At 67.2% G+C, this 22,662-nt stretch carries 25 protein-coding genes and 1 riboswitch; of the genes, 10 read left to right on the top strand and 15 right to left on the bottom strand.

Annotated elements, in window-relative coordinates; genetic code table 11:
* Positions 1–103: 103 nt before the first annotated feature.
* Positions 104–1,027 (bottom strand): tRNA (guanosine(46)-N7)-methyltransferase TrmB, encoded by a 924-nt coding sequence (gene trmB, locus M1D93_RS18105; RefSeq protein ID WP_461172837.1) that lies wholly within the window; start codon positions 1,025–1,027, stop codon positions 104–106.
* A gap of 34 nt (positions 1,028–1,061) precedes the next feature.
* Complete coding sequence (locus M1D93_RS18100) at positions 1,062–1,475, bottom strand: hypothetical protein (protein WP_461172836.1); 414 nt, start codon at positions 1,473–1,475, stop codon at positions 1,062–1,064.
* 135 nt (positions 1,476–1,610) lie between these two features.
* Between M1D93_RS18100 and M1D93_RS18095 the strand changes: the two genes are divergently transcribed.
* Entirely contained in the window at positions 1,611–2,948 is a 1,338-nt protein-coding gene (locus M1D93_RS18095) for an MFS transporter (RefSeq protein ID WP_461172835.1), read from the top strand.
* A 57-nt stretch (positions 2,949–3,005) separates the two neighbouring features.
* Here the strand turns inward: M1D93_RS18095 and M1D93_RS18090 are convergent, their stop codons facing one another.
* Together M1D93_RS18090 and M1D93_RS18085 are read right to left on the bottom strand one after the other, a co-directional pair.
* Positions 3,006–4,295 (bottom strand): MFS transporter, encoded by a 1,290-nt coding sequence (locus M1D93_RS18090; RefSeq protein WP_461172834.1) that lies wholly within the window; start codon positions 4,293–4,295, stop codon positions 3,006–3,008.
* Between the two features lie 26 nt (positions 4,296–4,321).
* Positions 4,322–5,593: a M20 metallopeptidase family protein gene (locus M1D93_RS18085; protein ID WP_461172833.1), complete on the bottom strand. Its 1,272-nt coding sequence runs from the start codon at positions 5,591–5,593 to the stop codon at positions 4,322–4,324.
* 132 nt (positions 5,594–5,725) lie between these two features.
* Here M1D93_RS18085 and M1D93_RS18080 point away from each other — a divergent pair, with 132 nt between their 5' ends.
* Entirely contained in the window at positions 5,726–6,757 is a 1,032-nt protein-coding gene (locus M1D93_RS18080; RefSeq protein WP_461172832.1) for an Lrp/AsnC family transcriptional regulator, read from the top strand.
* A gap of 78 nt (positions 6,758–6,835) precedes the next feature.
* The gene (locus M1D93_RS18075) at positions 6,836–8,248 is read left to right on the top strand and encodes an MFS transporter (RefSeq protein WP_461172831.1); all 1,413 of its coding nucleotides are present in this window, start codon (positions 6,836–6,838) and stop codon (positions 8,246–8,248) included.
* 2 nt (positions 8,249–8,250) lie between these two features.
* Here M1D93_RS18075 and M1D93_RS18070 read toward each other — a convergent pair whose 3' ends face one another.
* The gene (locus M1D93_RS18070; RefSeq protein WP_461172830.1) at positions 8,251–8,994 is read right to left on the bottom strand and encodes a class I SAM-dependent methyltransferase; all 744 of its coding nucleotides are present in this window, start codon (positions 8,992–8,994) and stop codon (positions 8,251–8,253) included.
* A gap of 388 nt (positions 8,995–9,382) precedes the next feature.
* Between M1D93_RS18070 and M1D93_RS18065 the strand changes: the two genes are divergently transcribed.
* Positions 9,383–11,299: a DEAD/DEAH box helicase gene (locus M1D93_RS18065; protein ID WP_461172829.1), complete on the top strand. Its 1,917-nt coding sequence runs from the start codon at positions 9,383–9,385 to the stop codon at positions 11,297–11,299.
* Positions 11,300–11,418: 119 nt separating this feature from the next.
* Here the strand turns inward: M1D93_RS18065 and M1D93_RS18060 are convergent, their stop codons facing one another.
* The 7 genes from M1D93_RS18060 to M1D93_RS18030 all read right to left on the bottom strand — a co-directional run bounded on the left by M1D93_RS18060 (position 11,419) and on the right by M1D93_RS18030 (position 16,020).
* Positions 11,419–12,069, bottom strand: coding sequence for an MBL fold metallo-hydrolase (locus M1D93_RS18060; RefSeq protein WP_461172828.1), 651 nt, complete (start codon positions 12,067–12,069; stop codon positions 11,419–11,421).
* A 36-nt stretch (positions 12,070–12,105) separates the two neighbouring features.
* On the bottom strand, positions 12,106–13,101 hold the full coding sequence (locus M1D93_RS18055; protein WP_461172827.1) for an aldo/keto reductase: 996 nt from the start codon (positions 13,099–13,101) through the stop codon (positions 12,106–12,108).
* Between the two features lie 64 nt (positions 13,102–13,165).
* Entirely contained in the window at positions 13,166–13,792 is a 627-nt protein-coding gene (locus tag M1D93_RS18050; protein ID WP_461172826.1) for a nucleoside/nucleotide kinase family protein, read from the bottom strand.
* 111 nt (positions 13,793–13,903) lie between these two features.
* Positions 13,904–14,281, bottom strand: a complete 378-nt coding sequence (locus M1D93_RS18045) for a DMT family transporter (protein ID WP_461172825.1) — start codon at positions 14,279–14,281, stop codon at positions 13,904–13,906.
* Complete coding sequence (locus M1D93_RS18040; RefSeq protein ID WP_461172824.1) at positions 14,281–14,604, bottom strand: DMT family transporter; 324 nt, start codon at positions 14,602–14,604, stop codon at positions 14,281–14,283. The genes M1D93_RS18045 and M1D93_RS18040 overlap by 1 nt, the downstream gene beginning before the upstream one ends.
* Positions 14,605–14,613: 9 nt before the next feature.
* A riboswitch (guanidine-III (ykkC-III) riboswitch) is annotated at positions 14,614–14,679 on the bottom strand.
* A 147-nt stretch (positions 14,680–14,826) separates the two neighbouring features.
* Complete coding sequence (locus M1D93_RS18035) at positions 14,827–15,357, bottom strand: ferritin (RefSeq protein ID WP_461172823.1); 531 nt, start codon at positions 15,355–15,357, stop codon at positions 14,827–14,829.
* Positions 15,358–15,429: 72 nt separating this feature from the next.
* Positions 15,430–16,020: a HutD/Ves family protein gene (locus tag M1D93_RS18030; protein ID WP_461172822.1), complete on the bottom strand. Its 591-nt coding sequence runs from the start codon at positions 16,018–16,020 to the stop codon at positions 15,430–15,432.
* Positions 16,021–16,115: 95 nt separating this feature from the next.
* Here M1D93_RS18030 and M1D93_RS18025 point away from each other — a divergent pair, with 95 nt between their 5' ends.
* Both M1D93_RS18025 and M1D93_RS18020 read left to right on the top strand, forming a co-directional pair.
* Positions 16,116–16,742 carry a phosphoribosylanthranilate isomerase gene (locus tag M1D93_RS18025; RefSeq protein WP_461172821.1) on the top strand — a complete coding sequence of 209 codons (627 nt, stop codon included), beginning with the start codon at positions 16,116–16,118 and terminating at the stop codon, positions 16,740–16,742.
* Between the two features lie 59 nt (positions 16,743–16,801).
* Entirely contained in the window at positions 16,802–17,203 is a 402-nt protein-coding gene (locus tag M1D93_RS18020; protein WP_461172820.1) for a YccF domain-containing protein, read from the top strand.
* A gap of 55 nt (positions 17,204–17,258) precedes the next feature.
* Here M1D93_RS18020 and M1D93_RS18015 read toward each other — a convergent pair whose 3' ends face one another.
* The 3 genes from M1D93_RS18015 to M1D93_RS18005 form a co-directional block, all read right to left on the bottom strand.
* Positions 17,259–17,645 carry a VOC family protein gene (locus M1D93_RS18015; RefSeq protein ID WP_461172819.1) on the bottom strand — a complete coding sequence of 129 codons (387 nt, stop codon included), beginning with the start codon at positions 17,643–17,645 and terminating at the stop codon, positions 17,259–17,261.
* Positions 17,646–17,739: 94 nt separating this feature from the next.
* A complete protein-coding gene (locus tag M1D93_RS18010) occupies positions 17,740–18,549 on the bottom strand; it encodes a 2-phosphosulfolactate phosphatase (RefSeq protein WP_461172818.1) in 810 nt (269 codons plus the stop codon).
* Positions 18,546–19,415, bottom strand: a complete 870-nt coding sequence (locus tag M1D93_RS18005) for a DUF4031 domain-containing protein (RefSeq protein ID WP_461172817.1) — start codon at positions 19,413–19,415, stop codon at positions 18,546–18,548. The genes M1D93_RS18010 and M1D93_RS18005 overlap by 4 nt, the downstream gene beginning before the upstream one ends.
* A gap of 140 nt (positions 19,416–19,555) precedes the next feature.
* Here M1D93_RS18005 and M1D93_RS18000 point away from each other — a divergent pair, with 140 nt between their 5' ends.
* Genes M1D93_RS18000 through M1D93_RS17985 form a run of 4 tightly spaced genes read left to right on the top strand, consistent with a single transcriptional unit; the run spans position 19,556 to position 22,642 of the window.
* Complete coding sequence (locus M1D93_RS18000; RefSeq protein WP_461172816.1) at positions 19,556–19,963, top strand: TOBE domain-containing protein; 408 nt, start codon at positions 19,556–19,558, stop codon at positions 19,961–19,963.
* Positions 19,964–20,004: 41 nt separating this feature from the next.
* On the top strand, positions 20,005–20,742 hold the full coding sequence (gene modA / locus M1D93_RS17995) for a molybdate ABC transporter substrate-binding protein (protein ID WP_461175060.1): 738 nt from the start codon (positions 20,005–20,007) through the stop codon (positions 20,740–20,742).
* Entirely contained in the window at positions 20,739–21,587 is an 849-nt protein-coding gene (locus M1D93_RS17990; RefSeq protein WP_461172815.1) for an ABC transporter permease, read from the top strand. The genes modA and M1D93_RS17990 overlap by 4 nt, the downstream gene beginning before the upstream one ends.
* On the top strand, positions 21,584–22,642 hold the full coding sequence (locus tag M1D93_RS17985; protein ID WP_461172814.1) for a sulfate/molybdate ABC transporter ATP-binding protein: 1,059 nt from the start codon (positions 21,584–21,586) through the stop codon (positions 22,640–22,642). The genes M1D93_RS17990 and M1D93_RS17985 overlap by 4 nt, the downstream gene beginning before the upstream one ends.
* The last annotated feature ends 20 nt before the right edge of the window (positions 22,643–22,662 follow it).

The raw sequence follows: 22,662 nt of genomic DNA, 5'->3' as shown, positions 1-22,662 counted from the left end.
TGATCCGTCAGGACTATGTGGATTACACGGCAGTCTGTGTGGCATCCCCTCAAGGTGGGCTGATGGTGCGCGGGGTTAGCGGCCGGAGGTGGCAGCCCTGGAATTATCGGCGGCGGTAGCAGAGATCAAAAATAAGCCGCCCGGCTTCGTGGGCCTTGCTTTCAAAGCTGGTCCGGATCCGGCCCTCGAACCTGGGGGCCCAGCCGCCCGTTTCATCCACACCTTCGTTGGGCCCGGTGTGTTCCGTGCTGACCGGTGCGCGGCCTTCACGGACCGGGGCGCCGCCCACCACAGATTCCACGCCGGACTGCCACACCTGCGTCAGCGGACTTTCCGGTCCGCGGCGCTCGCCGGTGTGCAGGTTTTCAAAGTCCTTCGAATCCGCCAGAACGTCGCGGACATGGACCGCGTAGTTGGACCAGTCCGTGGCAATCCGCCATAGCCCGCCCGGCTTCAGGGCGCGGGCAGCGAGGTCCGCGAACTCGGGTTGGATGAGGCGCCGCTTGTGGTGGCGGGATTTGTGCCAGGGATCGGGAAAGAAGACCCACAACTCGCTGACCGAACCCCCCGGGAGCATGGTGGCCAAGACCTCGGGTGCGTTGGCCTCGACAACCCTGACATTGCTCAGTCCGCGGCTGTTGATCTTGATGATGGTGTTTGCCAGTCCGGGAGTGTAGACCTCCACGGCGAGGAAGTCGTTGTCCGGGTTCTGCTCGGCAGCGTGGCAAATGGCGTCACCCAGGCCTGAGCCGATCTCGACGATGAGCGGCGCCTTACGGCCGAACTCCGCCTCGGCGTCGAAGGTGTAGTCCGGATGGACTGATGTGTTGGCTACGTGCCGGGGGACGTTCACGGCCCAACGCTCGGCATGGAGTTCCCACGCCGCCTGCCGGCGTCCCTGCAGGCGTGTACCGCGGCGGACGAAGCTGACGGGCCGGCCGCCGTACGTGCCGTAGGAAGCCTGGGTTCCGGGGGTAACCGGCCTCGGGACATGCTGCGGCTGGGGGGTTTCTGGGGATTCACTCATCCCCTTCAGAATACCGGCGGCTGAACTGATCTAATTATTGGTTTCCCAATTGATCCAGTGCAGGCCCCAAAGCCAGGACGAAGACCAATCCGGCGATGCATAAGGCGAACGCCGCCGAGGACCGGTCTGGCGAAGGATCCCGGGAGTTCCTGAGCACGGAAATTGCCAACACCAGGGAGGGCAAAGCAAACAGGAGGGGAAGACTGAAGAAGACCAAAGGCGCCACCCAGGGCATTGGGGACGGCCCGGTGGAAGGGTAAGTGGCAAGCATGGCAAACATTGCCAACGGAGCAGTAACAATCATGCTGACAAGGGCAAGGACTGCCAATAAAACGCTCGCAGTTGCCTTGCGCTCATAACGGGCCTTCCGGGCTTCCGCTGCAACCCGTGTTTCCGGTTGGATTGGCCCGTTTGCCGATTCAGCCTCATCTGGCGGCGGGCTGTCCACGAGTTTCCTTCGGTTGATTGGGCGTTTCTGTGTCGTTCATGCTTCCAAAGCTATGGCCGCGAGTTGCCCTGGCAGGAAGCGTGCGGGGTCCTATGTGGATAACCCGCCCGCCAACCGTCCTGAAAGAATGGGCAGGTGACGGAAGCGACGAGTGCTGCGGCGAAGAGGGACCGGCGCGCCAAGCCGCCGGGGAAGCCCCACCCCGACAACCTGGTGGACGCCGAGATTGATGGGTTGCCGGCGCCGGAACCAACCGTGGTGGGAAGCCGGAGAAGCTTGGTGTACCTGGGCCTGTGCCTGGTCCTGATCGGCCTGAACCTGCGCACGGTCTTCTCCAGCTTCTCGGCGGTGCTTCCCGAGGTCACCTCGCAGGCCGCACTGCCCGGTTGGGCGGTGGTGGTGCTGACCACTGTCCCGGTGACGCTGCTGGGTGTGTTTGCGCCCCTGGCCCCGGTGCTGGCCCGCCGGTTCGGTGCCGAGCGCGTGCTGCTGGGAGCCATGGCTTTGTTGACGGCTGGGCTTCTGCTGCGCCCGGCCGCGCTGCCGTGGCCTCCAACCGGAGATCTGCCGGGACCAGTGCACCTGCCCGCCCTCCTTGCCGGGACAGCCGCCTGTGGCGCCGCAATCGCCCTCTGCAACGTGCTGCTGCCGGGGCTGGTCAAGCGGGACTTCCCGCACCGGCTGGGCCTCATGGGCGGGCTCTACACCACGGCCATCTGCGCCTCTGCCGCCTTGGGAGCCGGCTTTACCTACCCCGTCTACACGGCGACGGGCCAGTGGACCCTGGCGCTGTGGTTCTGGGCGCTGCCCGCCGCCGTCGTCCTTTTCCTGTTCCTGCCGCTGGCGTTACGCCAGCACCCCGTCCGGCACCAGCCGGTGAAAGAGGGGGTAAACGTCTGGCGCTCGGCGGTTGCGTGGCAGGTCACCATCTTTATGGTGCTCCAGGCCATGATGTCCTTCAGCGTGTTCGCCTGGCTGGCACCCATCCTGCGGGAACGGGGAGTGGACGGTGCCACGGCCGGGCTGATCGTGTCCGTGTGCATCGTGCTGCAAATGCTCGGCTCGCTCTTCGCCCCGGCCCTCGCGGCGAGGCTCCGGGACCAGCGGGCCATCAACACCGTGGTGGCGCTGATGACCGGCGGAGGCTTCGCGCTGAGCATTTTCGGGCCGCTTGAGCTGGTCTGGGTATGGGCAGGTCTGCTGGGTTTGGGCCAGGGAAGCCTCACCGCGGTGGCGCTGACCATGATCATGCTGCGGACCCGGGACGGGCACACTGCCGCGCACCTGTCCGGGATGATGCAGGGCGTGGGCTACGGACTCGGGTCGACGGGAACCCTGATGGTGGGCCAGCTGCACCAAACGACGGGATCCTTCACGGCGGCAGGTGTCCTGTTCCTTGTTGTGGGCCTGCTCGCGGCGGTCTTCGGATACCGGGCCGGACGGAACCGCTTCGTCGGGGACCCAACTAGGTAGCAGTAAGTGTCGTTATGAGCGTTCATAACGGCACTTACTGCTACTTACATGGGGGAACTAGTGGGTAAGGTCCTTGCCCTTGGTCTCCGGGATGGTGAACACGAACAAGGCACTGACCACCAGCAGCAGCACGGCGTAGACGTTGAAGAGGTCGGGCAGCTGCAGGGTCGTGCCCAGCCACTGCTGCAGGTAGGGGGCGGTGCCGCCGAAGAGCGCCACGCAGATGGAGTACGGAACACCCACGCCCACTGTACGGATGCTGGTGGGGAAGAGCTCGGCATACACGGCCGGCACAATCGCGGCGCTCGCGGCGATGAAGATCAGCATCACGGACATGCCAACGGCCAGCTGCCACGCAGAGTCCTTCAGCAGCCAGGTCATGGGGAAGTGCATCACGGCTGAGCCAATGGCACCGGACCACAGCACCTTCTTGCGGCCAATGCGGTCCGAGAGTTTGCCCCAGAAGGGCAGCGCCGCGATGAACACAATGTTGCCGATGACGCCGGCCCACAAGGCCTCACCGCGGTCGATCTTCAGTGCGGTGGTGGCGTAGCTCGGTGCCACCACACCCCAGATGTAGTAGATCACCGTGAGGCCCACGGTCAGGCCGATGACCTGCATGGCCTGCTTGCGGTGGCGAACAATTTGGGGCCAGATCGGTGCCCGCTTTTCGCGCACGGACTCGCTTTCGAACGCTGCGGTCTCGTGCAGCCGGGACCGCATGATCAGTGCGTACAGCCCCAGCACCGCCCCGATCAGGAAGGGGATGCGCCAGCCCCACGCGTTCATGGCCTCCGTGCTGAGCACCATGTTCAGCACTGCGCCCAGGAGCGTGCCGAACAGGATGCCCACCGTGCCTGATGTATAGATCAGGGTGGCCCAGAACCCGCGCTTTTCCTTCGGCGCCATCTCCGAGAGGTACGTTTGCGACGACGGCAGCTCACCGCCGTGCGCCAGGCCCTGTACCAGCCGGGCCACCAGCAGCATCAGTGACGCCCACGCACCGATGCTCGCGAACGTCGGTGCGACGCCGATCATCAGGCTGCCCAGTGAGGCCAGGCCCACCGCCAGGGTCATGGACGTCTTGCGGCCCACCCGGTCACCGATCCAGCCGAACAGGAATCCGCCGAACGGCCGGGCCACGAACCCGACGGCGAAGATGGCCAGCGTGGACAGGACGGCCGACGCCGGGTCCGCCTTGCTGAACAACTGGCTGGCTATGAAGGGGGTGAAGGTTGCATAGATCGCCCAGTCGTACCACTCCACGGCGTTGCCGATCCCGGTACCAACGATGGTTTTCCGCATTGCTGCGCGCGCGCTGCGCTGCGGGTTCGCGACAGTGGTCATGTCAGTTCTCTTCCTGGGAGGGTGGATCAGGAGTTGTTGGTGCGGGACTGGGAAAGTGCGGCGAGGCGTTGCGTGGCGAGTTCCGCGTAGAGGGCGGCACCGTCGGCCAGCACGCCGTCGTCGAACGTTGCGTACGGTGAGTGGTTGAACGGGGAGGCGGCATGGTCCACGCCGCGGGGGACGGCGCTGAGCCCGATGAACGTGCCGGGCACTTCCGCCAGCACCCTGGAGAAGTCCTCCGAGCCGCTGAGGGGTGTGGCCCAGCGGGACAGCCGGGAATCACCGAACAGCTCCGTGATGACGTTCTCGGCGGTATGGGTCTCGTCCTCGTCCGTGATGGTGAGGGGGTACTCCTGCTGGTAGTCGACGTCGACCTCAAGGCCATGAGCCGACGCGACCCCCTGCAGGAGGCGGGGAATGGAGTCCATCAGCTTCTCCCGGGAGGCCTCGGAGAAGGTCCGTATGGTGGCTTCGATCCGCGCGGTTTCCGGGATGACGTTCCGCTTGGTGCCGGCGTGGAGGACGCCGACGGAGAGGACCACCGGATCGAACATATTGAATTGTCGAGTGATCATCACCTGCAGCGCGGTGACCATCTCGGCGGCCGCAGTCACCGGATCCTTGGCCGCGTGCGGGGCCGAACCATGGCCGCCTGCACCAAGCACGGTGACCACCAGGCCATCGGAGGCACTGAGCATCACTCCGGACTTTGTGGTGAAGGTGCCGTGCGGTTCCAGGGCGGAAAACACGTGCATGCCGTACGCGGCGTCCACCCGCCGGCCCGGGGCATCCAGCACACCCTCACGGATCATATAGCTGGCGCCGTCAAACCCTTCCTCTCCGGGCTGGAACATCAGGACGACGTCCCCGGCCAGGTTGTGCCGGTTCTCGGCCAGCAGCGTGGCGGCACCGGTAAGCATCGCCGTATGAAGGTCATGGCCGCAGGCGTGCATGGCGCCGTCCACCCGGGAGGTGTAGTCCACTCCGGTCTTTTCCTGGACCGGCAGCGCGTCCATGTCGGCGCGAAGCAGGACGGCCGGCGCGGCCTGCTTTCCCTGCCCCGCCTGCTGTGCCTGCCCGGCCCCGGCGCCCAAGGTGCCGCCGGTGCCGCGGAGCACGGCCGTGACCGACGTCGTTTCCTTGCCCAGGGTGATTTCGTAGGGGAGTCCGTCCAGCGCCTGAAGGACCTTTTCCTGCGTCCGCGGCAGGTCCAGGCCAATTTCCGGCTCCTGGTGCAATGCGTGGCGGAACCGGGCCAATTCGGGCTGGAGTTCCCTGGCCGTGGATGTGGTGGTCATTTCTGCTCCTCCAAAGAATGGTCTGTTTCCAGTGTGGCGTGACCTGCTTCACAACGGGAGGAACTGCTCGAAAAATGCATTAGCACTCCTCCTGGTTCTCGTTTCACGCACCGGCGCGGAAGAATGAACACCATGGAACTGACCGAGGAGGACCTCGCCCTCATCAACGCGCTTGAGATCGCGCCCCGGGTGAGCTGGGCGGATGCAGGCGAAATCCTGGGCGTGCACGCCACCACCTTGGCAGCGCGGTGGGAACGGGTGCGCAGCTCTGGTGCCGCATGGGTGACGGCCCACCTGATGGGCGACCCAAAGCAGATGTGCCTGGCCTTCGTCGACGTCGACTGCGAGATGCACCGCCGCGAAGAGGTGACGGAGGCCCTGGCTGCCGTACCCGAGATCGTCACGATCGAAGAAGCAGCCAGCAACCGGGACCTGATGCTGACAGTCCTCACCCCGTCCCTTGAGGAGTTCACCACCGCAGTGGCCTCCCGGCTGAAGGACATCGATGGCCTGCTGAAGTACCAGACGTCGTTGTGCACCAGGCTGCACTCCGGCGGTTACGCCTGGCGCCTCAACGTGCTGGACCGGGCGCAGGTTGCCGCGCTGCAGGCCAAGGCCGGGCCGGAAGCGGCAGGATCTGCACCGCCGGAGTCCGTCGTCGAGCCTTTGCCGGAAAGCCACCTGGCGCTGCTGCCCTTCCTGGCAAGGGACGGGCGGGCGACGGCGGCCGACATTGCCCGGGCCTTGGGCAGGCACCCTGCCACAGTGCAGCGCCAGCTGAACCGTGTGCTCGCGAGCAGGGTGCTCTCCTTCCGCTGCGAAGTGGCGCAGAAGTTCTCCGGCTACCCCGTAACCTGCCAGTGGTTCGCCAACGTACCGGCGGGGCGGCATGAGGCGGCCGCCGGCGAGCTCCGCGGCCTCCGCAACGTCCGCCTCAGCGCCTCCACCACTGGCCGCACCAACTTCGTGATCATCATGTGGCTGCAGTCCCTCGCCGATGTAATGAACGCGGAACTCGCCCTGCAGCAGCGGATTCCCGGGATCGAACTGGTGGAAAGCGTGGTGATGCTCAGTACGGTCAAACGGGTGGGCTGGATGCTGAACCAGGACTCCACGGCCACCGGACGGGTCATTGTCCCCGCGGCGGTGGCCAGCGCCGGGTGAGCCGGCGGGAAGCGCCTGCCGTGCCACTGCCGGCCGCTATGCTGGCACGACAGACCAAAGACCGATCGGGCCAGGAGCGTGCGCGAGACAACCCTTTCAGCCGCCGATCCCCACGCCGGCATACTGCAGCGGCCGTACCTCTGGGTGACCATCGGTGCTTGCTCGCTGGTGTTCCTGGCGGCGTTCGAATCCCTCGCGGTGATCACCATCATGCCGGTGGTCAGCCGCGAGCTCAATGGTGCAGGCCTTTACGCCATGGCGTTCGCCGGCCCGCTGGCAACCGGCGTCATCGGCATGGTGGCGGCAGGAAACTGGTCCGACCGGCGGGGACCCGCCTTTCCCCTATATGCGTCGGTAGCGCTGTTCGTGGCGGGCCTGTTGATCGCGGGCACCGCCGTCTCCATGCCGCTGCTGGTGGCGGGCCGGCTGGTGCAGGGGTTGGGCGGCGGTGCGCTGACCGTTGCGTTGTACGTGTTGGTGGCCCGTATCTTTCCCAGGTTGCTGCACCCCAAGATTTTCGCTGCGTTCTCCGCGGCCTGGGTGATCCCGTCCCTGGTGGGGCCCTTCGCAGCCGGAATTGTGGCGCAGGTGTTGAGCTGGCACTGGGTGTTCCTGGGTGTGGTGGGCCTGGTCATTCCGGCGCTGGTGATGATCGTGCCGGTGCTGCGCGGGATGGCGTCCGCCAAGGAACAGTCAGTCCCTTCAGGGCAACCACCCACCCCGTGGGCCCTTGGCCGCCTTGCCTGGGCCACTTTGGCGGCGCTTGCCGTGCTGGGGCTCAACCTGTCGCGGGAAGTCACGCTTCCCGGTCTCCCCGCCGCGCCGGCACTCCTGGCGGTGGCCGCCGTCGTGGTTGCCCTGGTGGCCGTGCGGCCGTTGGTGCCGCCGCACACGCTCATTGCCGGGCGCGGGCTGCCAAGCGTGATCCTGGTCCGCGGGCTTGCTTCTGCCGCATTCTTCGGCGCCGAAGTCTATTTGCCGTACCTGCTGATTGAGCAGTACGCCTTTTCGCCCACCTTTGCCGGGCTCACCCTTACCGGTGGAGCGTTGGCCTGGGCGGGCGCGTCGGCAGTCCAGGGGCGGCTCGGTGCGCGGTTGTCCCACCGCCGCGCCGTCCGCATCGGTTCATTGATGGTCCTGGGCGCCGTGGTCCTTGCCCTGGCCACCACCGCGCTGCACTGGCCGGCCGCCGTCGCAATCGTTGGGTGGATCTTCGCCGGCGGCGGCATGGGCCTGCTCTATCCGCGGTTGAGCGTGATGACCCTGGCGCTGTCCACCAAGGAGAACGAGGGCTTCAACAGCTCGGCCATGTCCATCGCAGACTCCCTGGGCGGCGCGCTCGCGCTGGCCACCACCGGCATCGTGTTCGCGGCCTTTACGACGACGACGGAATCCTTCGCGGGCGTCTTTGGACTCGCCGCCGTGGTCGCGGTAGCCGCGGCAGCTGTCGCGCCCCGGGTCACCTCCGCCAAGCGGGAGCGGGGCGCCTGAAATTATGCGAGCCGGCTGGCTCGCACCACCACGTCCGCGATGGTGGCGTGCTGGCCGTCCGGCCCCGTGACCGGCCGCTCGCGGCTGGTCTGCACTTCCAGGTGCCATTCGGGCCCGTCAAGCCCCAGCTCCTGGACCAGTTGCTCCCCGGTGTAGAACATCCCGTCGTGGGTGTGCGCCCCGCCCCATGGCGGCAGCCGGTGCGGATGGTGCCCCACCACCAGCAGGGTTCCGCCCGGCTTCACCGCCGCCGCGGCCCTCCGCAGCGGCCCCTGCCAGGCCAGTTCCTGGGAGTGGAGGAACTGCGAGGTCACCAGGTCGAACGACCCTTCGGGCTGCCATTCCTCAAGGTCAGCCTGCTGCCAGTGGATGCGGCTGGCGATGGCGCCCTCAGCCGCATGCACGCTCTCCCGTGCCAGGGCGGCCTTCTCATGCCCGTGCGCACGTTCGAGCGCCACGGCTGAAACGTCGACGGCGGTGACGGTCCAGCCGTGTTGTGCCAGCCAGATGGCGTCCGCACCTTCGCCGCAGCCCAGGTCCAGCGCATGCCCCGGCCGCAGCCCGCCCGCCTCCCGGACCAGCTGGGGATTTGGCTTGCCGCTCCAGATCTGGGGTTTGCTGCGGTACCGCTCGTCCCAGAGGGACGCCGCGTCCCGGATCCCCTGACCTTCGCTGGCCCCGGAAAGGCCGGGGCCGCCGTCGTGCGTTGCCTGGTGTTCGTGCTGGTGGGGCGCGTGTTCGCTCATGCCTCAACCCTGCCCCGCAGCGGCTGCGTTCGCAACGCCCAACTAGGTAGCGCTAGGTGTCGTTTTGGAAGCCCAGAACGACACTTAGCGCTACTTAGTTGGGAGGGGACAGGGGAGGGGTGGAGAAGTGGGGTGTGCGGAGGATGCTAGACTGGTGGAACTTGATGTGCAGTGATGCCCATGTACCCCTTCATTTAGGGGACGGGGCTTTTTTCATGTGAGAGGCACATCCTGCGTCGATGAACGCGTTCCATTTGGTCCCGGCCGCCGCTTTGCATAAGCGGCAGCAGGCTGGTTGATCACCTGACTTTTCTTCGGCGAACCCCCTGGGCCAACCGGCGTCGGGGGCCGATATCCGCACGGATACCGCCTGAAAGACCTTTGAACTTTGACTACATTTGCTGCCCTCGGCACGCCCAAAGCCCTTGCCGACACCCTCACCGCACAGGGAATCACCGAGCCGTTCCCCATCCAGGTGAAGACCCTCCCTGACACCCTCGCAGGACGCGACGTCCTGGGCCGCGGCCGCACCGGTTCCGGTAAGACCATCGCCTTCGCCATCCCGCTGGTGGCACGGCTCGCCGAGCGGGAAGCCAAGCACTTCCGCAAGCCCGGCCGCCCCATGGGCCTGGTCCTTGCACCCACCCGCGAGCTGGCCACCCAGATCAACGCCACCATCGAGCCGCTGGCCAAGGCCGCCGGCCTGAACACCACTGTGATCTACGGCGGCATCTCCCAGGCCCGCCAGGAAAAGGCCCTGCGTGCCGGCGTCGACATCGTCATCGCCTGCCCCGGCCGCCTGGAGGACCTGATCCGCCAGCGCATCCTCACCCTCGAGGCCGTGGAAATCACCGTCCTGGACGAGGCCGACCACATGGCCGACCTCGGCTTCCTGCCCGTGGTGAAGAAGCTCATGGACATGACCCCCAGCCAGGGCCAGCGCCTGCTCTTCTCCGCCACCCTGGACAACGGCGTGGACAAGATCGTGCAGCGCTACCTGTCCAACCCGCTCACGCACTCTGTGGACGACCCGCAGGCAGCGGTGACCACCATGGAGCACCACGTCCTGGTGGTCAACGACCAGACCGTTAAGAAGCAGCTGATTGTGGAGCTCGCCTCCGGCGCCGGCCGCCGTGTCCTCTTCATGCGGACCAAGCACCACGCCCGCAAGCTGGCCAAGACCCTTACCGACGCCGGGATCCCCGCCGTTGACCTGCACGGCAACCTGTCGCAGAACGCCCGCGACCGCAACCTCGCCGAGTTCTCCTCCGGTGACGTCCGCGTCCTGGTGGCCACCGACGTCGCTGCCCGCGGCGTGCACGTGGACGACGTCGAACTGGTCATCCACGTCGACCCGCCCACCGAGCACAAGGCTTACCTGCACCGTTCAGGCCGCACCGCCCGTGCCGGTTCCGACGGTACCGTGGTCACGTTGACCCTCCCGGAGCAGCAGACCGACGTGAAGAAGCTCATGAAGGCCGCAGGCGTCGAGGTTAACTTCGAGCGCGTCACCGCCAGCTCGCCCATCGTTGCCGATCTGGTGGGCGAGATGGCTGACAAGATCGATCCGCGGACCCGCGCTGCGTTGCTGGCCAAAAAGGCAGCACAGCAGGGCGGCGGCACCTCCACCGGTGCGAACGCCGAGCGCAAACGCGCACGCCGCCAGGCGGCACCCACCGCAGGCGGCCGTGGCGGCCGCGGTGGGCGCGGCCGGGTTTCGGCTGAGCCCACCCGTACCGATGTACCCCGTGCCGAACGGCGTGCTGTCGCTTTCGAAGGCCGCACTGAAGCCCGTGCAGCGTTCGACCGCGTGGCCGAGCAGAACGAGGACCGCGCCGTCGCAGCAGCAGCAGCACGCCGCAACGCCCGTGGCCGCGGCACTGCAGCTTCGACCCACCGCAACGACGTCCCCGCGGCAGGTGGCCGTGCAGCGGCTGGCCGTGGTTCGGACGGACGCACTGATTCACGGGTCACCCGCAGCGACGCTCCCCGCGGCGGCACCGGTCGGCCCGCTTCCTCAGGCCGTCCCGCTGCCTCCGGCGGGCAGCGCAGCGGACGTCCGGCAACGGGCCAGCGTGCAGCAGCCGGCGCCGGTGCAGGTGCCCGGACCGGCGGCGGTTCACGCTCCGCAGGTGCAGGTGGAGGTGCAGCCAGCGGCGGCAACAAGGCCGTCTGGTCCTCGAACACCGGTGGAACTTCCGGCGGATCCTACGGTGCAAGCAACGGCGGCGGCTCCGGCCGTCCCGCCCGCAGCGGTCCTCGCCGTGCTTCGGCTCCGGCCTCCAACGAACGCCGCAGCCGCTAAGGTTACGTTTTTCGCCGCGCAGATTAGCTGGCGACGTACAAAATCCCGGGCGCCAGGGGTATCACTAGCGCCCGGGGTTTTGCGTATCGCAGATTGCCAAGCGCATCGGGGCCTGAACGCTACCAGCCGCGGGCGCGCCACTCTTCGAGGTGCGGCCGCTCAGCACCCAGGGTGGTCGGCTTGCCGTGGCCGGGATGCACCACGGCGGTGTCCGGGTAGGCGCCGAACAACCGCTCGCTGACATCGGCGAGAAGCTGGGCGAAACGCTCCGGATCCTTCTGTGTGTTTCCCACTCCACCGGGGAACAGCGAGTCACCGGAAAAGATGTGCGTGGGGCCTTCCGGGTCTTCGTACACAAAGGCGATCGATCCGGGGGTGTGCCCGCGCAGGTGGACTGCCGTCAGCTCGAAGCCGTCCACGGCTACCGTGTCCCCGTGCCCAAGGCGCTGGTCCACGGCAACAGGCAACGCGTCGGCGTCGTCCTTTCCTGCTGCAGTGGGCGCACCCGTGGTTGCCGCCAGCTCCTTCAACGCCCGGACGTGGTCCCAGTGCTGGTGGGTGGTGGCGATCAGGGCAAGCCCGGGCGCAGCGGATGTATCGGCAGCCGACTCCTGCAGCAGCTGCCGGATGGCCGGCAGGTCGTCCGCGGCGTCGATCAGCACCTGCTCGCCGCTGGTCTTGGCGGTCAGCAGGTACACGTTGTTGTCCATCTCACTGACGGAGATCCGGCGGATGGTCAGCGCCGGCAGGTCATACAGAAGTGAGTCCATAGGCTTCAGTCTAGGGACACGCTTTTCCGGCGCCGGTTACTCGCGGCCTTGCGACACCCAGTTGGGATCCGCGGAGCGGGAGCCGACGACGGCGTCCGAGGCAGCGTCCAATGCGTCCAGTTGCGCCCGGGTCAGGTCCAGGGCCAGCGCGCCGAGGTTCTCGTCGATCCTGTGAGTTTTGCGGGTGCCGGGGATGGGCACGACCGGCAGGCCGAGCAGTTTGCCTTGGGCGAGCAGCCACGCCAGGGCAACCTGGGCCGACGTGGCATCCAGTTGGTCCGCCACTGACTGGACGGCGGATACGACTGCCTGGTTGGCACTCGCCGCGTCCGGGGCGAAACGGGGGATCCGGCGTCGGAAGTCGTTGTCCCCCAGGCTGGAAGCGTCGACGGTGCCGGTGAGGAATCCCCGGCCCAGTGGCGAGTACGGCACAAAGCCCACTCCCAAAGCGGCCGCGGCAGGAACAACGTTGCGTTCCACGTCGCGGCTCCAGATGGACCATTCACTCTGGACCGCCGCTATGGGGTGGACGGCAGACGCTTCCGCCAGCTCCTGGGCCGTCACCTCCGACAGCCCCAGGTGCTTGACCTTGCCTTGCTGCACAAGCCCCGCCATGGCCTCCACGGTTTCCACAATCGGAACGCGGAGGTCACGGCGGTGCATGTAGTAGAGGTCGATCACGTCGGTGCCCAGCCGTTGCAGGCTCCGGTCTACGGCCTGGCGGATGTGGGCGGCGTCGCCCCGGATGTCCGTGTAGCCGTCAGCGGGCGAGCCCACCAGGCCGAATTTGGTGGCCAGCTGGACCTCACCCCGCCGCTCCTTCAGCAGTTGCGCGATCAGTTCCTCGTTGCTGCCTCCGCCGTAGATGTCCGCGGTGTCGATGAAGGTGACGCCGGCATCGACCGCGTGGTGCAGCGTCCGGAGCGCGTCAGCCGGATCGACCTCCCCATACACCGGTGTGAGTGCCATACCGCCGAAGCCGAGCGGGCTGACATTGAGGCCATCGCCGAGATGAACCGTTGCTGCAGTCATGGGTTTGCTCCGATCAGTCGTGTCCACACCAGGAACCCTGCGCCGAGGCGCCTTATTCCTGTTCCTAATGCCAGGGGATGATCCGGTCCGCAGCCGGGCGGCCCGCTTGGATCAGCACCGCATTGGCTTCGTCCGGACCGGTTGCCCAGGCTTGCGCTGCTGCCGGCTCCATTCCGAAGGAGACGTGCCGTTCCACCAAGCGGGTCAGGCGCAGCTCCGGCGGGGTGTCCACAAACCACACTTCATCCAGCTGGGCCCTGATGTCCTTCCAGGGTTCATGCTCCACCAGCAGGTAGTTGCCCTCCGTGATCACCAGCGGCACTTCGGCCGGGATCGCGATGGAGGCTGCAACGGGTTCATCCAGGGTGCGCCGGAACTCCGGGGCGTAAACGACTGGCTCGTCCCGGCGGACCAGGCGGCGCAGCAGGGAGAGGTAGCCGCCGGCGTCGAACGTGTCGATGGCTCCCTTGCGCTGCCGCAGCGGGGTGTCGTCGATGATGGCGTTGCCGAGGTGGAAGCCGTCCATGGGCACCACCACGGCCTGCCCCGGCCCGAACTGCTGCCGGATCCACTCGGCGAAGGTGGACTTGCCGGATCCCGGGGCGCCGGCAATGCCCAGAATGGTCCGTGTGCCCGGAATGAGCCGTGCCCGAAGGGCAGCCATCGCTTGGGTGATCTCGGGAGAGTCCATGGCAAAAGCCTAGACTGCCCGCTGGATCTCCCCGCCTTTCGTTCCAGGAATGCCGCATACGACGGCGATCCCCGGGGACACGCCGTGGGCCTGCCCGAAACATGGGGAGATTCAGCGGCTGGCTGAGGAGGCAGTTTCCGGCTCGGAGGCGTCGGCCCCGCCGGGCAGCATCTTCAGGCCGGCCGCGCATCCCACGATCCCGGCGATAAACACCACTTTGAGCACACTGAAGGCTTCGACGCCGGTGGCCATGGCCCAACCGACGGTCAGGGCAGCACCGATCCCTACCCAAACGGCGTAGGCGGTGCCCAGGGGAATAGTCCGGATGGCCATGCCCAGGCCCAGCATGCTCAACGTTGCCGTCACTGCAAAGACCAGGGTGGGAACGGGCTTAGTGAAACCGTCGGACAAACCGAGAGCGGTGGCCCACACCGCTTCGAGGACGGCTGAGGCGAGAAGCACCAGCCAAGGAATCGAGCGCCGCAGCATTACGCCACCACCTTCAGGCCCACCACGCACACCGCGATACCGGAGAGCAGGAGGAGGCGTGCCGCCGTCGGGCGTTCCACCTTGGTGGCGATGGCGTAGGCGGAGGTCAGCACCACACCCACGCCCACCCACACCGCGTAGGCCGTGCCGGTGGGTATCGATTGCATGGCGATGGCCAGGCCGCCGGTGCTGGCGGCCACGGAGACCAGGAAGAGGGCGGCGGGGGCGATGCGGCGCCGGCCGGACGTTTGGAAGGTACGGTGCAGGGCTGCGGCCCATACGGCCTCAAGGGCGCCGGAAAGAATGAGGATTAACCACGGCATGACAGATCCTTTGGCCAGTCTTGTCGCGTGCCGGGTACTGAACCGTCGTCCGGAGGCCCGTTTTCGGAGCCTACCTTTCCAGCGTAGCAACGCCCGACCCCGGGCGGCCACCGGTGGTGCGGAACCTCACCACCACACCACCCTCCCAACTAGGTAGCGCTAAGTGTCGTTATGAAGCCTCAAAACGACACTTAGCGCTACTTGGTTGAAGGAGGCGGCAGACTAGAGGGCGCCGCCGGCTGTCTCGGGTGCGGACGAGTCGCGGCCGCCGTCGCCGATGGTTTCGCGGGCAATGAAATTTTCGATGTCGAACAGGTTGTCCGCACGCTCGGCGATGTTCAGCAGGGTGGTCATGGATGCGACCTCCTCCACCTGCTCCTTCAGGAACCAGAGCATAAACTGCTCGCCCAGTGCGTCGTTTTCGCCGCGGGCCGCCCGGAAGAGGTCCTCGATGTTGCGGGTGACTTCCTTTTCCTGCTGCAGGGCCAGGGCCAGCGGCTCGGTGACCGAGGTGAAGTCGTTGCGTACTGCGGGGACGCCGGGAATGGTGAAGGCGATGTCCCGGTCCAGCATGTACTGCACCATCATCATGGCGTGGTTCCGTTCCTCCACGGACTGGCGGTAGAAGTACTTGGCCAGCTGGGGGAGGTCCTGGTTGGCGAACCAGGTGGCCACGGCAATGTACTGCTGCGATGCCGTGAATTCGTTGGCGATCTGGGTGGACAGGAGCGCATTGAATGTTGAAGTGGTCATAGCCCGAGTCTAGGGACGGCCGCGTGGAGCCACCAGTGTGGAAAGGCTCTGCTACCCCAAGGCGAGGCTGTCCTATTCAGACCCAGGCTCATCCTCAACCGGGTCGATCGAGACGACGGCCAGGAAGCCGCGGCCCAGGACGTCAGGGGTGTCGATGTCGGAGCCCACCACGGCGTCGTACCGCGCCAGTGCCTCGGGTTCATTGCTTCCGTCGGCTGCCGTGGCCTGTCCCTGGAGGAGGATCCCCAGCTGCCCTTCGAAGATGGGCTTGGCACGCTTTTTCGAGAGCTCGATGATGGACGTGAAGCCCTTGAAGCGGCCCGTCCGCGTGATGACGTTGAGGTCCCGGATATCGCCTGTGGGCAGCGACGCATGCGTGCTGGCCCCGCCTGGAAAGCGGAACGGGCGGTACTTCTCCAGGGGATGTTCGGCGCCGTCCACGGACAGCAGCAGGAGTTCACCCTCGACCACCGTCAGCACCCGCTCCATCCCGGGGAACGCGGAGAAGTCGCCGGCCTTGCTGACGTCAGCGATGCTGACCCGCCAGTCCCAGGCCCCGTCCGGAGTGGAAGCTTTGCCGGGGTGGCTGGCCAACTGGCGCGTCACGCCGCCGCCGTTCCGCCAGGGCTCGGGCTTGAGGTCTGCAAAGCGGATAATTTCCATCTGCCCAGCCTAATTCCCCCGGGTACATCCCGCGGCCGGCCTTCCTGCTACTCTCCTCCGGGGGGATAACACAAAACAGCCTCAAGGAGCCGGGAATGTTTGTCAAAGTGTGTGGTCTCAGTACGCCCGAATCCGTCCGTGAAGCGGTAACTGCAGGATCGGATGCCGTGGGTTTCGTCCTCACCGCCAGCCCCCGCGTTGTCTCGCCATCCCAGGCGTCCTCGTTGTTGGCAGAGGTCCCCGCCGGGGTCTCACCCATCGGAGTATTCCGCCATGAACCTGTGGTTGACGCCGTGGCGATCGCCCGCGCTGCCGGGCTGGAGTGGCTCCAGCTGCACGGCCCTCGCACCCGTGAGGACGTCACGACAGTGCACGACGCCGGCATGAAGCTGATCCGGGCAGTCACCATGGATGCCGCTCCGGAGCAGTTCGAAGACTGGGGCGAGGACCTGCTGCTGATCGACGCCGCCGTGCCCGGCTCCGGGGAGGCGTGGGACTACGCCTCCGTGGCGGCCCTGCCGGTTCTCCAAGGACGCCGCTGGCTGCTCGCCGGCGGGCTCGACCCCGCCAACGTCGGCGCAGCCTCCACAGCAGCACATGCCTGGGGAGTTGATGTCTCCTCCGGTGTGGAGGCATCCCGGGGCGTGAAGGACCTGGCCAAGGTGCGCGCCTTTGTGCAGGCGGCGAAGGGTGCTGCCGCCCCGGCGCAGCAGCCGGGTTAAGGGCCCGCTCAGGGAAAACCCCCATCCTTTTGTCAGAGCCCCCGGGGCACAATGGATGAATGAAGACACTGCTCAACATCATCTGGCTGGTTTTCGGGGGATTCTGGCTTGCGCTGGGCTACTTCCTGGCCGGCATCATCTGCTGCCTGCTGATCGTCACCATCCCGTGGGGCATCGCCTCCTTCAGGATTGCCTCGTACACGCTGTGGCCGTTCGGCCGGACGGTGGTGGACAAACCCGGCGGCACGGGGGTGTTCTCCCTGCTGGGCAACGTGATCTGGCTGCTGGTGGCGGGCATCTGGATCGCCATCGGCCACGTGGTCACCGCCTTTGCCATGGCCATCACCATCATCGGCATCCCGCTGGCCATCGCCAACCTGAAGCTCATCCCGGTGTCCCTGATGCCGCTGGGCAAGCAGATTGTGCCCACCAGTTCGCCATTCGTCACGGCGTACCGGTAACGGGCTGCTGGAACACCGGCTGCCACAACAGGCTAAGGCTGGGCTCTGATGGCCTCTACTCCGTCAGCTCTTCTGGCCGCAGCGCCCGCAGGACGCAGAACTCATTGCCGTCCGGATCAGCCATTACCACCCAGGTGACCTCCGGGCCTTGGCCCACGGAAACACGTTTGGCGCCAAGGGCTTCCAGCCTTGCAACCTCCGCGTCCTGGTCTTCGGGCCGCAGGTCCAGGTGAAGCCTGTTCTTGGCTTCCTTGCGCTCGGGAACCTTGAGGAAGAGCAGATCCGGGGATACGCCGTCCCCGGGGCTGCCGGCCGGCGGCTCGAGCACAATCTCGTCGTCCTCCTCAAAGGTCCGGCGCCACCCCAGCGCCTTCTCCCAGAAGTCCGCGGGCACTTTCGGATCAGTCGAATCGATGCAGAGGGACTGGATGCGCAGGGTCATCCGAGCAGTGTGGCATCCTCTAACGGGAACCGTAAAGGTACGGCCTGCCGACGTATGCGCGCTGCCGGCCGGACCAGCAGGGCGCCGGGCCCTTTCAGCGGGGGCTGAACGCCCCGTTCACCAGGAGGGCCACGGCGCTGCTGTCGTCCAATTCCGCCGCGATATCGATGTCGCCGGAATAGCCGGCACCGGCCAGCTCGCGGCCGCTGGAACACCCGTGCAGCATTTCCCGGAGCCGCGGCTCCGCCGCCTCGAACACCGCCATCGCGGCCACGGCCTCCGGTGAGTAACCGTGCCTGCCGTCTTCGGCCTCGTAGCCGCCCCTGCCCGCAGCCACGAGGCCGGCAATAAACGCGCCCGCGCCGATCTGGTCCTCCACAGCCGGGCGGAGGGTGCCGTCAGGCCAGTGTTCGCCGGCGGCAACCACTGCGATCACGGCGTCTTCAGCGAAGTTGGCCATCACCCAATCGGCTGTTGCTGCCGCATTGCGGAGCGATACCGCGGCTACCAACGGGACCTCCCCCGCCAGTTCATGGCAAAGAGCGGAACCGTTCGGGGACGGCAGGACCACCCGCTCCAAGGACCCCGCAACCCGGAGGCTCGCGGGGGAGAGGCTGAGCCCGCCGCCGTCGCGGGGCCCTGCGAGCTGGGCGTCGTGGTGGGCGGCGAAGTCCTCGGCGCTGGTGTCCTTCCAAGGGAACGGAAACACAACGGCTCCCCGGTCCAGGGCGACGCTGACGCAGGTGCTGAAGGACAGGACGTCCACCACCACGGCGAGGTCAACCCCGGACGTGACGGTCCTGGCGCCGTCGAGCCCCCATTCCAGCCGCACGGTGTAGGGCAGTTGCCGGTGGGCTGCGCTCGGGGTCAGGGTGTGGCGGGGGTTTGAGGTGGGTGCGTTCACGCCAGTTCGCCTTTCAGGTTCCGGTGGGCGGCGTCCTGCCATAGCTCCCGCGCGCGGCCGGTGTGGAACAGCGGGTCAAGTTCCAGCAGGTGGCGTACGACGGCGGCGCGTCCGGCAGCGAAATCAGCGTCGCCGATGTGCGCATAGTCCTGGCGGACGTCGGCCACGTAGCGGGCGTACTCCTCAGGTTCGCCGCCGAGCACGGAAAGGTCGGCATCACACAGGAGGGCGCCGTCGTCGTCCCCTGGCTCTGGACGATGGTCCGATGTCAGCCGGACCAGCCGGGCAACCTCAGCCGCCTCCGCCCCGGGAAGTCCGGCAGCAACCAGCCGGTCCTCCGCCAGGCGGGCCGATTCTTCCTCGTCCTGCCCCGCCACGCCCCGGTAGACGGCGTCGTGGAACCATGCGGCCAGCAGCACCGTGCGGGACGGGTCAACGGGATCGGCGAGCAGGTCGAGGGCTTCCAGGACTGACAGCAGGTGCGTGCAACCGTGGTACCGGCGGTGCGGCTCGCTCCACCGGTCCAGGAGGTCGAGGAAAAGCGCGTCGTGGCCGGGCATGATGGCGTCCCACCGGTTAAACAGCGGAACCTTGAGCGATTTGTTCCGTTGCCGGGCGGGGATCCGGAGTCCGCTGGCAATCAGTTTGCGGACCAGGATCCGGGCCTCCACGGGGATGGCCCCTGCCGCCACCAGGTCATTGAAGCGGCGTTCCGCAACGTCGTAGTGGTCGCCGTCGAAGGCCCGCTCCGGAATACCTGCGGCGGCGGCGAACCCATGCAGTTCCGCCAGCGACGTGTCAGACACCAGGTGCGAAAAATGGGTCCCGTGGGCAGGCCACAGCGGCGGGTCGATGTAGATGGCCATGGAGGAAGTCTAGTGGGACGTTCTAAGGCGGTGCCGAGCAGGAACGCCGGCGCCATTGGGGGGCGGAACCGTTGATGCGGTATCCGAAGATGCGGCGGACAACTGCTTTCTTTACCGCAATTGCGCCATAGACTGGGCCCGTGACTATTATTCGCGTAGCCGAGGCGGCCCGGTTCCTCGGGGTCAGCGACGACACCGTGCGGCGCTGGCTGGACAACGGATCGCTCACCCCCGTGAAGGACGACGGCGGCCGGCTCGCCGTGGACGGGCTGGAACTGGCCCGGCACGCCCGGAAACTCGCGCAGCTTCCGGACGATCCGCACCGCACCGGCAGTTCCGCGCGCAACAGGTTCGTGGGCCTGGTTACCGGCATCACGGCGGACAAGGTGATGGCCCAGGTGGAGTTGCAGTGCGGGCCGTTCCGGGTGGTGTCGCTGATGAGCAGCGAGGCCGTTCGGGAGCTCGGGCTGGAACCCGGCTCCGTAGCCACTGCGGTGGTCAAAGCCACCACGGTCATCATCGAAACGCCGCAGGGCAAGGCGCTGTGACCAGGGGCAAGAAAGCAACTGCCGTGCTGCTGGCCGTGCTGATGACCGCGGCGCTCGCAGGGTGCACCGGCAAGGGCGAGGCCGCGGGCAACGGCAGCGGCCGGACCCTCACCGTCTTCGCTGCCGCGTCCCTCAAAACCAGCTTCACGGAACTGGGCAAGACGTTTGAAGCCCGGCACCCCGGCACCGCTGTGGCCCTCAGCTTTGCCGGATCCGCGGACCTGGCCACCCAGATCAGCCAGGGGGCGCCGGCTGACGTCTTCGCCTCCGCAGATGCCAGGAATATGGAAAAACTGCAGGACACCGGGCTGGTGGACGGCGAACCGCAGATTTTCGCCACCAACACGCTCGCCATCGCCGTCCCGCCGGGAAATCCGGTCGGCATCCGTTCTTTCGCCGACCTCGCCAAGCCTGGAACCCGCGTGGTCCAATGTGCCCCGCAGGTTCCGTGCGGGGCCGCCGCGGCAGCCATCCAACAGGAGACCGGGACGGACCTGAACCCTGCCAGCGAGGAAAACTCCGTCACGGACGTGCTGGGCAAAGTCACCTCCGGGGAAGCCGATGCGGGGCTCGTCTATGTCACCGACGTCCGGTCTGCGGCAGGCAGGGTGGAGGGCGTTCCCTTCCCGGAAGCAGCCGGCGCCGTCAACAGCTATCCCGCCGCCGTGCTGTCCAACAGCAGGAACAGCGCAGATGCCCGTGCTTTCCTCGAACTGATCACCAGCCCCGAAGGGCAGCGGGTGCTGTCAGACGCCGGCTTCGGAGCGGGCCCGAAGTGAGCCCGCAGGCCTACAGCGGCGTTCCGCGCTGGGTCTATCCAGTGGCGGTGCTGGCTGCCGTGGTGGTCATTCTGCCCCTCTTCGCCATGGTCGCGAGGGTCAACTGGGCCAACTTCCTGCCTCTGGTCACGTCGGAGTCCGCCCTGTCGGCACTGGGCCTGAGCCTCCGGACCTCCGCCGCCAGCACCGTCCTGTGCATCGTGCTCGGTGTTCCGCTGGCCCTGGTCCTGGCCCGGGGCAGGTTCCCGCTGCAGGGCCTGCTGCGTTCGCTGGTGCTGCTCCCACTCGTCCTGCCACCCGTGGTGGGCGGCATCGCCCTCCTTTACACGTTCGGCCGCCAGGGCCTCCTGGGCAGCACCCTGCAAGTCCTCGGCCTCCAGATCGCCTTCTCCACCACCGCAGTAGTCCTGGCGCAGACCTTCGTGGCGTTGCCGTTCCTGGTGGTGAGCCTGGAAGGGGCCCTGCGGACCGGCGGCGAACGCTATGAAGCAGTCGCAGCAACACTCGGTGCCTCGCCTGGGCGGGTCTTCCGCCGGGTGACGCTGCCGCTGGTGCTGCCCGGGCTGGCCTCGGGGGCCGTGCTCGCCTTTGCCCGCAGCCTGGGGGAGTTCGGCGCCACCCTGACATTCGCGGGCAGCCTCCAAGGGGTGACCCGGACCCTGCCGCTGGAAATCTACCTTCAGCGTGAAACGGACCCGGAGGCCGCCGTCGCCCTCTCCCTGGTGCTGGTGGCGGTGGCGGTGACCGTGGTGGCGCTTGCGTACCGGCGGCCGGGCGGGCGTTCCGGCTGGACGTCGCAGCGGACGACGACGGCGGCGGCCGCCCCGGTGGGGAACGCCGCGTGACGTTCGCATTTGAGGCAGCTGTGGCCGGGCGGGGGTTCGACGTGGCCCTGACGGTCGGTCCGCGCGAAACGGTGGCGGTGATGGGGCCGAACGGGGCGGGCAAATCCACGCTGCTGGCCGTGATCGCGGGACTGCTGCGGCCGGACAGCGGCCGGGCCGAGCTCAACGGGCGGGCGCTGTTCGACCTTTCGCCGGGCAGGAGGAGATGGACGCCGCCCCATCACCGGGGTACAGCACTGCTCGCCCAGGAACCCCTGCTGTTCCCCCACCTCAACGCCCTGGAGAACGTGGCTTTCGGTCCGCGGAGCGCCGGGGCGGCGAAGCACCAAGCCCACGCAGAGGCCACCCGCTGGCTGGCCGAGGTGGACGCGCAGGACCTCCATGACCGCCGCCCCGCGGAGCTTTCCGGCGGCCAGGCCCAGCGCGTTGCGGTAGCCAGGGCGCTTGCCGCTGACCCGGGACTTCTCCTTCTGGATGAGCCCATGGCCGCACTGGACATCCACTCCGCGCCGCTGCTCCGCCGCCTGCTGAAGCGGGTCCTCGCAGGCAGGCCGGCCATCATCATCACCCACGACGTCCTGGACGCGCTGATGCTCGCGGACCGTGTGGTCATCCTGGAAGGGGGCCGCATCTCAGAAGAGGGTCCAACCCGCGAAATACTCGAGCGGCCCCGCAGCACGTTTGCGGCCGGGCTGGCGGGGCTGAACCTGATTCCAGGCTCCCTCCTCCGTGACGGGCTCAAAACCACAGGCGGCCAGACCATCGCAGGCCATGTGGAGGACCCCGGCCCGGCAGGGGAGGGCGACCGGGCAGCGGTGGCCGTGTTCCCGCCGTCGGCGGTTTCCGTGTTCCTCGACGACGCCCACGGAAGTCCCCGCAACTACTTCGAAGTGACCATCACCGACCTTGAGCCGCACGGCGACCTGATCCGGGTGCGGGCCGGAAGGCTGGCGGCGGACATCACCCCCGCCGCTTCGGCAGATCTGGGCCTGGCCCCCGGGCTGCCGGTGCATTTCGTGGTCAAAGCAGCGGCCGTGGCAATCTACCCTGCCTAAGCGGCCCTTCACCTGACGGG

Source organism: Arthrobacter sp. Z1-9 (assembly GCF_054792695.1).
This window is presented reverse-complemented; position numbering and strand designations above follow the sequence as displayed.

Coding starts and splice junctions, on each gene's coding strand:
- M1D93_RS18005 (WP_461172817.1), bottom strand. CDS start 19,415: ATGGCCATCTACATCGACCCGCCGCTGTGGCCTGCCCACGGGACCCAT.
- M1D93_RS18060 (WP_461172828.1), bottom strand. CDS start 12,069: ATGGACTCACTTCTGTATGACCTGCCGGCGCTGACCATCCGCCGGATC.
- M1D93_RS18045 (WP_461172825.1), bottom strand. CDS start 14,281: ATGCTGCGGCGCTCGATTCCTTGGCTGGTGCTTCTCGCCTCAGCCGTC.
- trmB (WP_461172837.1), bottom strand. CDS start 1,027: ATGAGTGAATCCCCAGAAACCCCCCAGCCGCAGCATGTCCCGAGGCCG.
- M1D93_RS18055 (WP_461172827.1), bottom strand. CDS start 13,101: ATGACTGCAGCAACGGTTCATCTCGGCGATGGCCTCAATGTCAGCCCG.
- M1D93_RS18030 (WP_461172822.1), bottom strand. CDS start 16,020: ATGGAAATTATCCGCTTTGCAGACCTCAAGCCCGAGCCCTGGCGGAAC.
- M1D93_RS18040 (WP_461172824.1), bottom strand. CDS start 14,604: ATGCCGTGGTTAATCCTCATTCTTTCCGGCGCCCTTGAGGCCGTATGG.
- M1D93_RS18025 (WP_461172821.1), top strand. CDS start 16,116: ATGTTTGTCAAAGTGTGTGGTCTCAGTACGCCCGAATCCGTCCGTGAA.
- M1D93_RS18070 (WP_461172830.1), bottom strand. CDS start 8,994: ATGAGCGAACACGCGCCCCACCAGCACGAACACCAGGCAACGCACGAC.
- M1D93_RS18020 (WP_461172820.1), top strand. CDS start 16,802: ATGAAGACACTGCTCAACATCATCTGGCTGGTTTTCGGGGGATTCTGG.
- modA (WP_461175060.1), top strand. CDS start 20,005: ATGACCGCGGCGCTCGCAGGGTGCACCGGCAAGGGCGAGGCCGCGGGC.
- M1D93_RS18035 (WP_461172823.1), bottom strand. CDS start 15,357: ATGACCACTTCAACATTCAATGCGCTCCTGTCCACCCAGATCGCCAAC.
- M1D93_RS18085 (WP_461172833.1), bottom strand. CDS start 5,593: ATGACCACCACATCCACGGCCAGGGAACTCCAGCCCGAATTGGCCCGG.
- M1D93_RS18050 (WP_461172826.1), bottom strand. CDS start 13,792: ATGGACTCTCCCGAGATCACCCAAGCGATGGCTGCCCTTCGGGCACGG.
- M1D93_RS18080 (WP_461172832.1), top strand. CDS start 5,726: ATGGAACTGACCGAGGAGGACCTCGCCCTCATCAACGCGCTTGAGATC.
- M1D93_RS18015 (WP_461172819.1), bottom strand. CDS start 17,645: ATGACCCTGCGCATCCAGTCCCTCTGCATCGATTCGACTGATCCGAAA.
- M1D93_RS18090 (WP_461172834.1), bottom strand. CDS start 4,295: ATGACCACTGTCGCGAACCCGCAGCGCAGCGCGCGCGCAGCAATGCGG.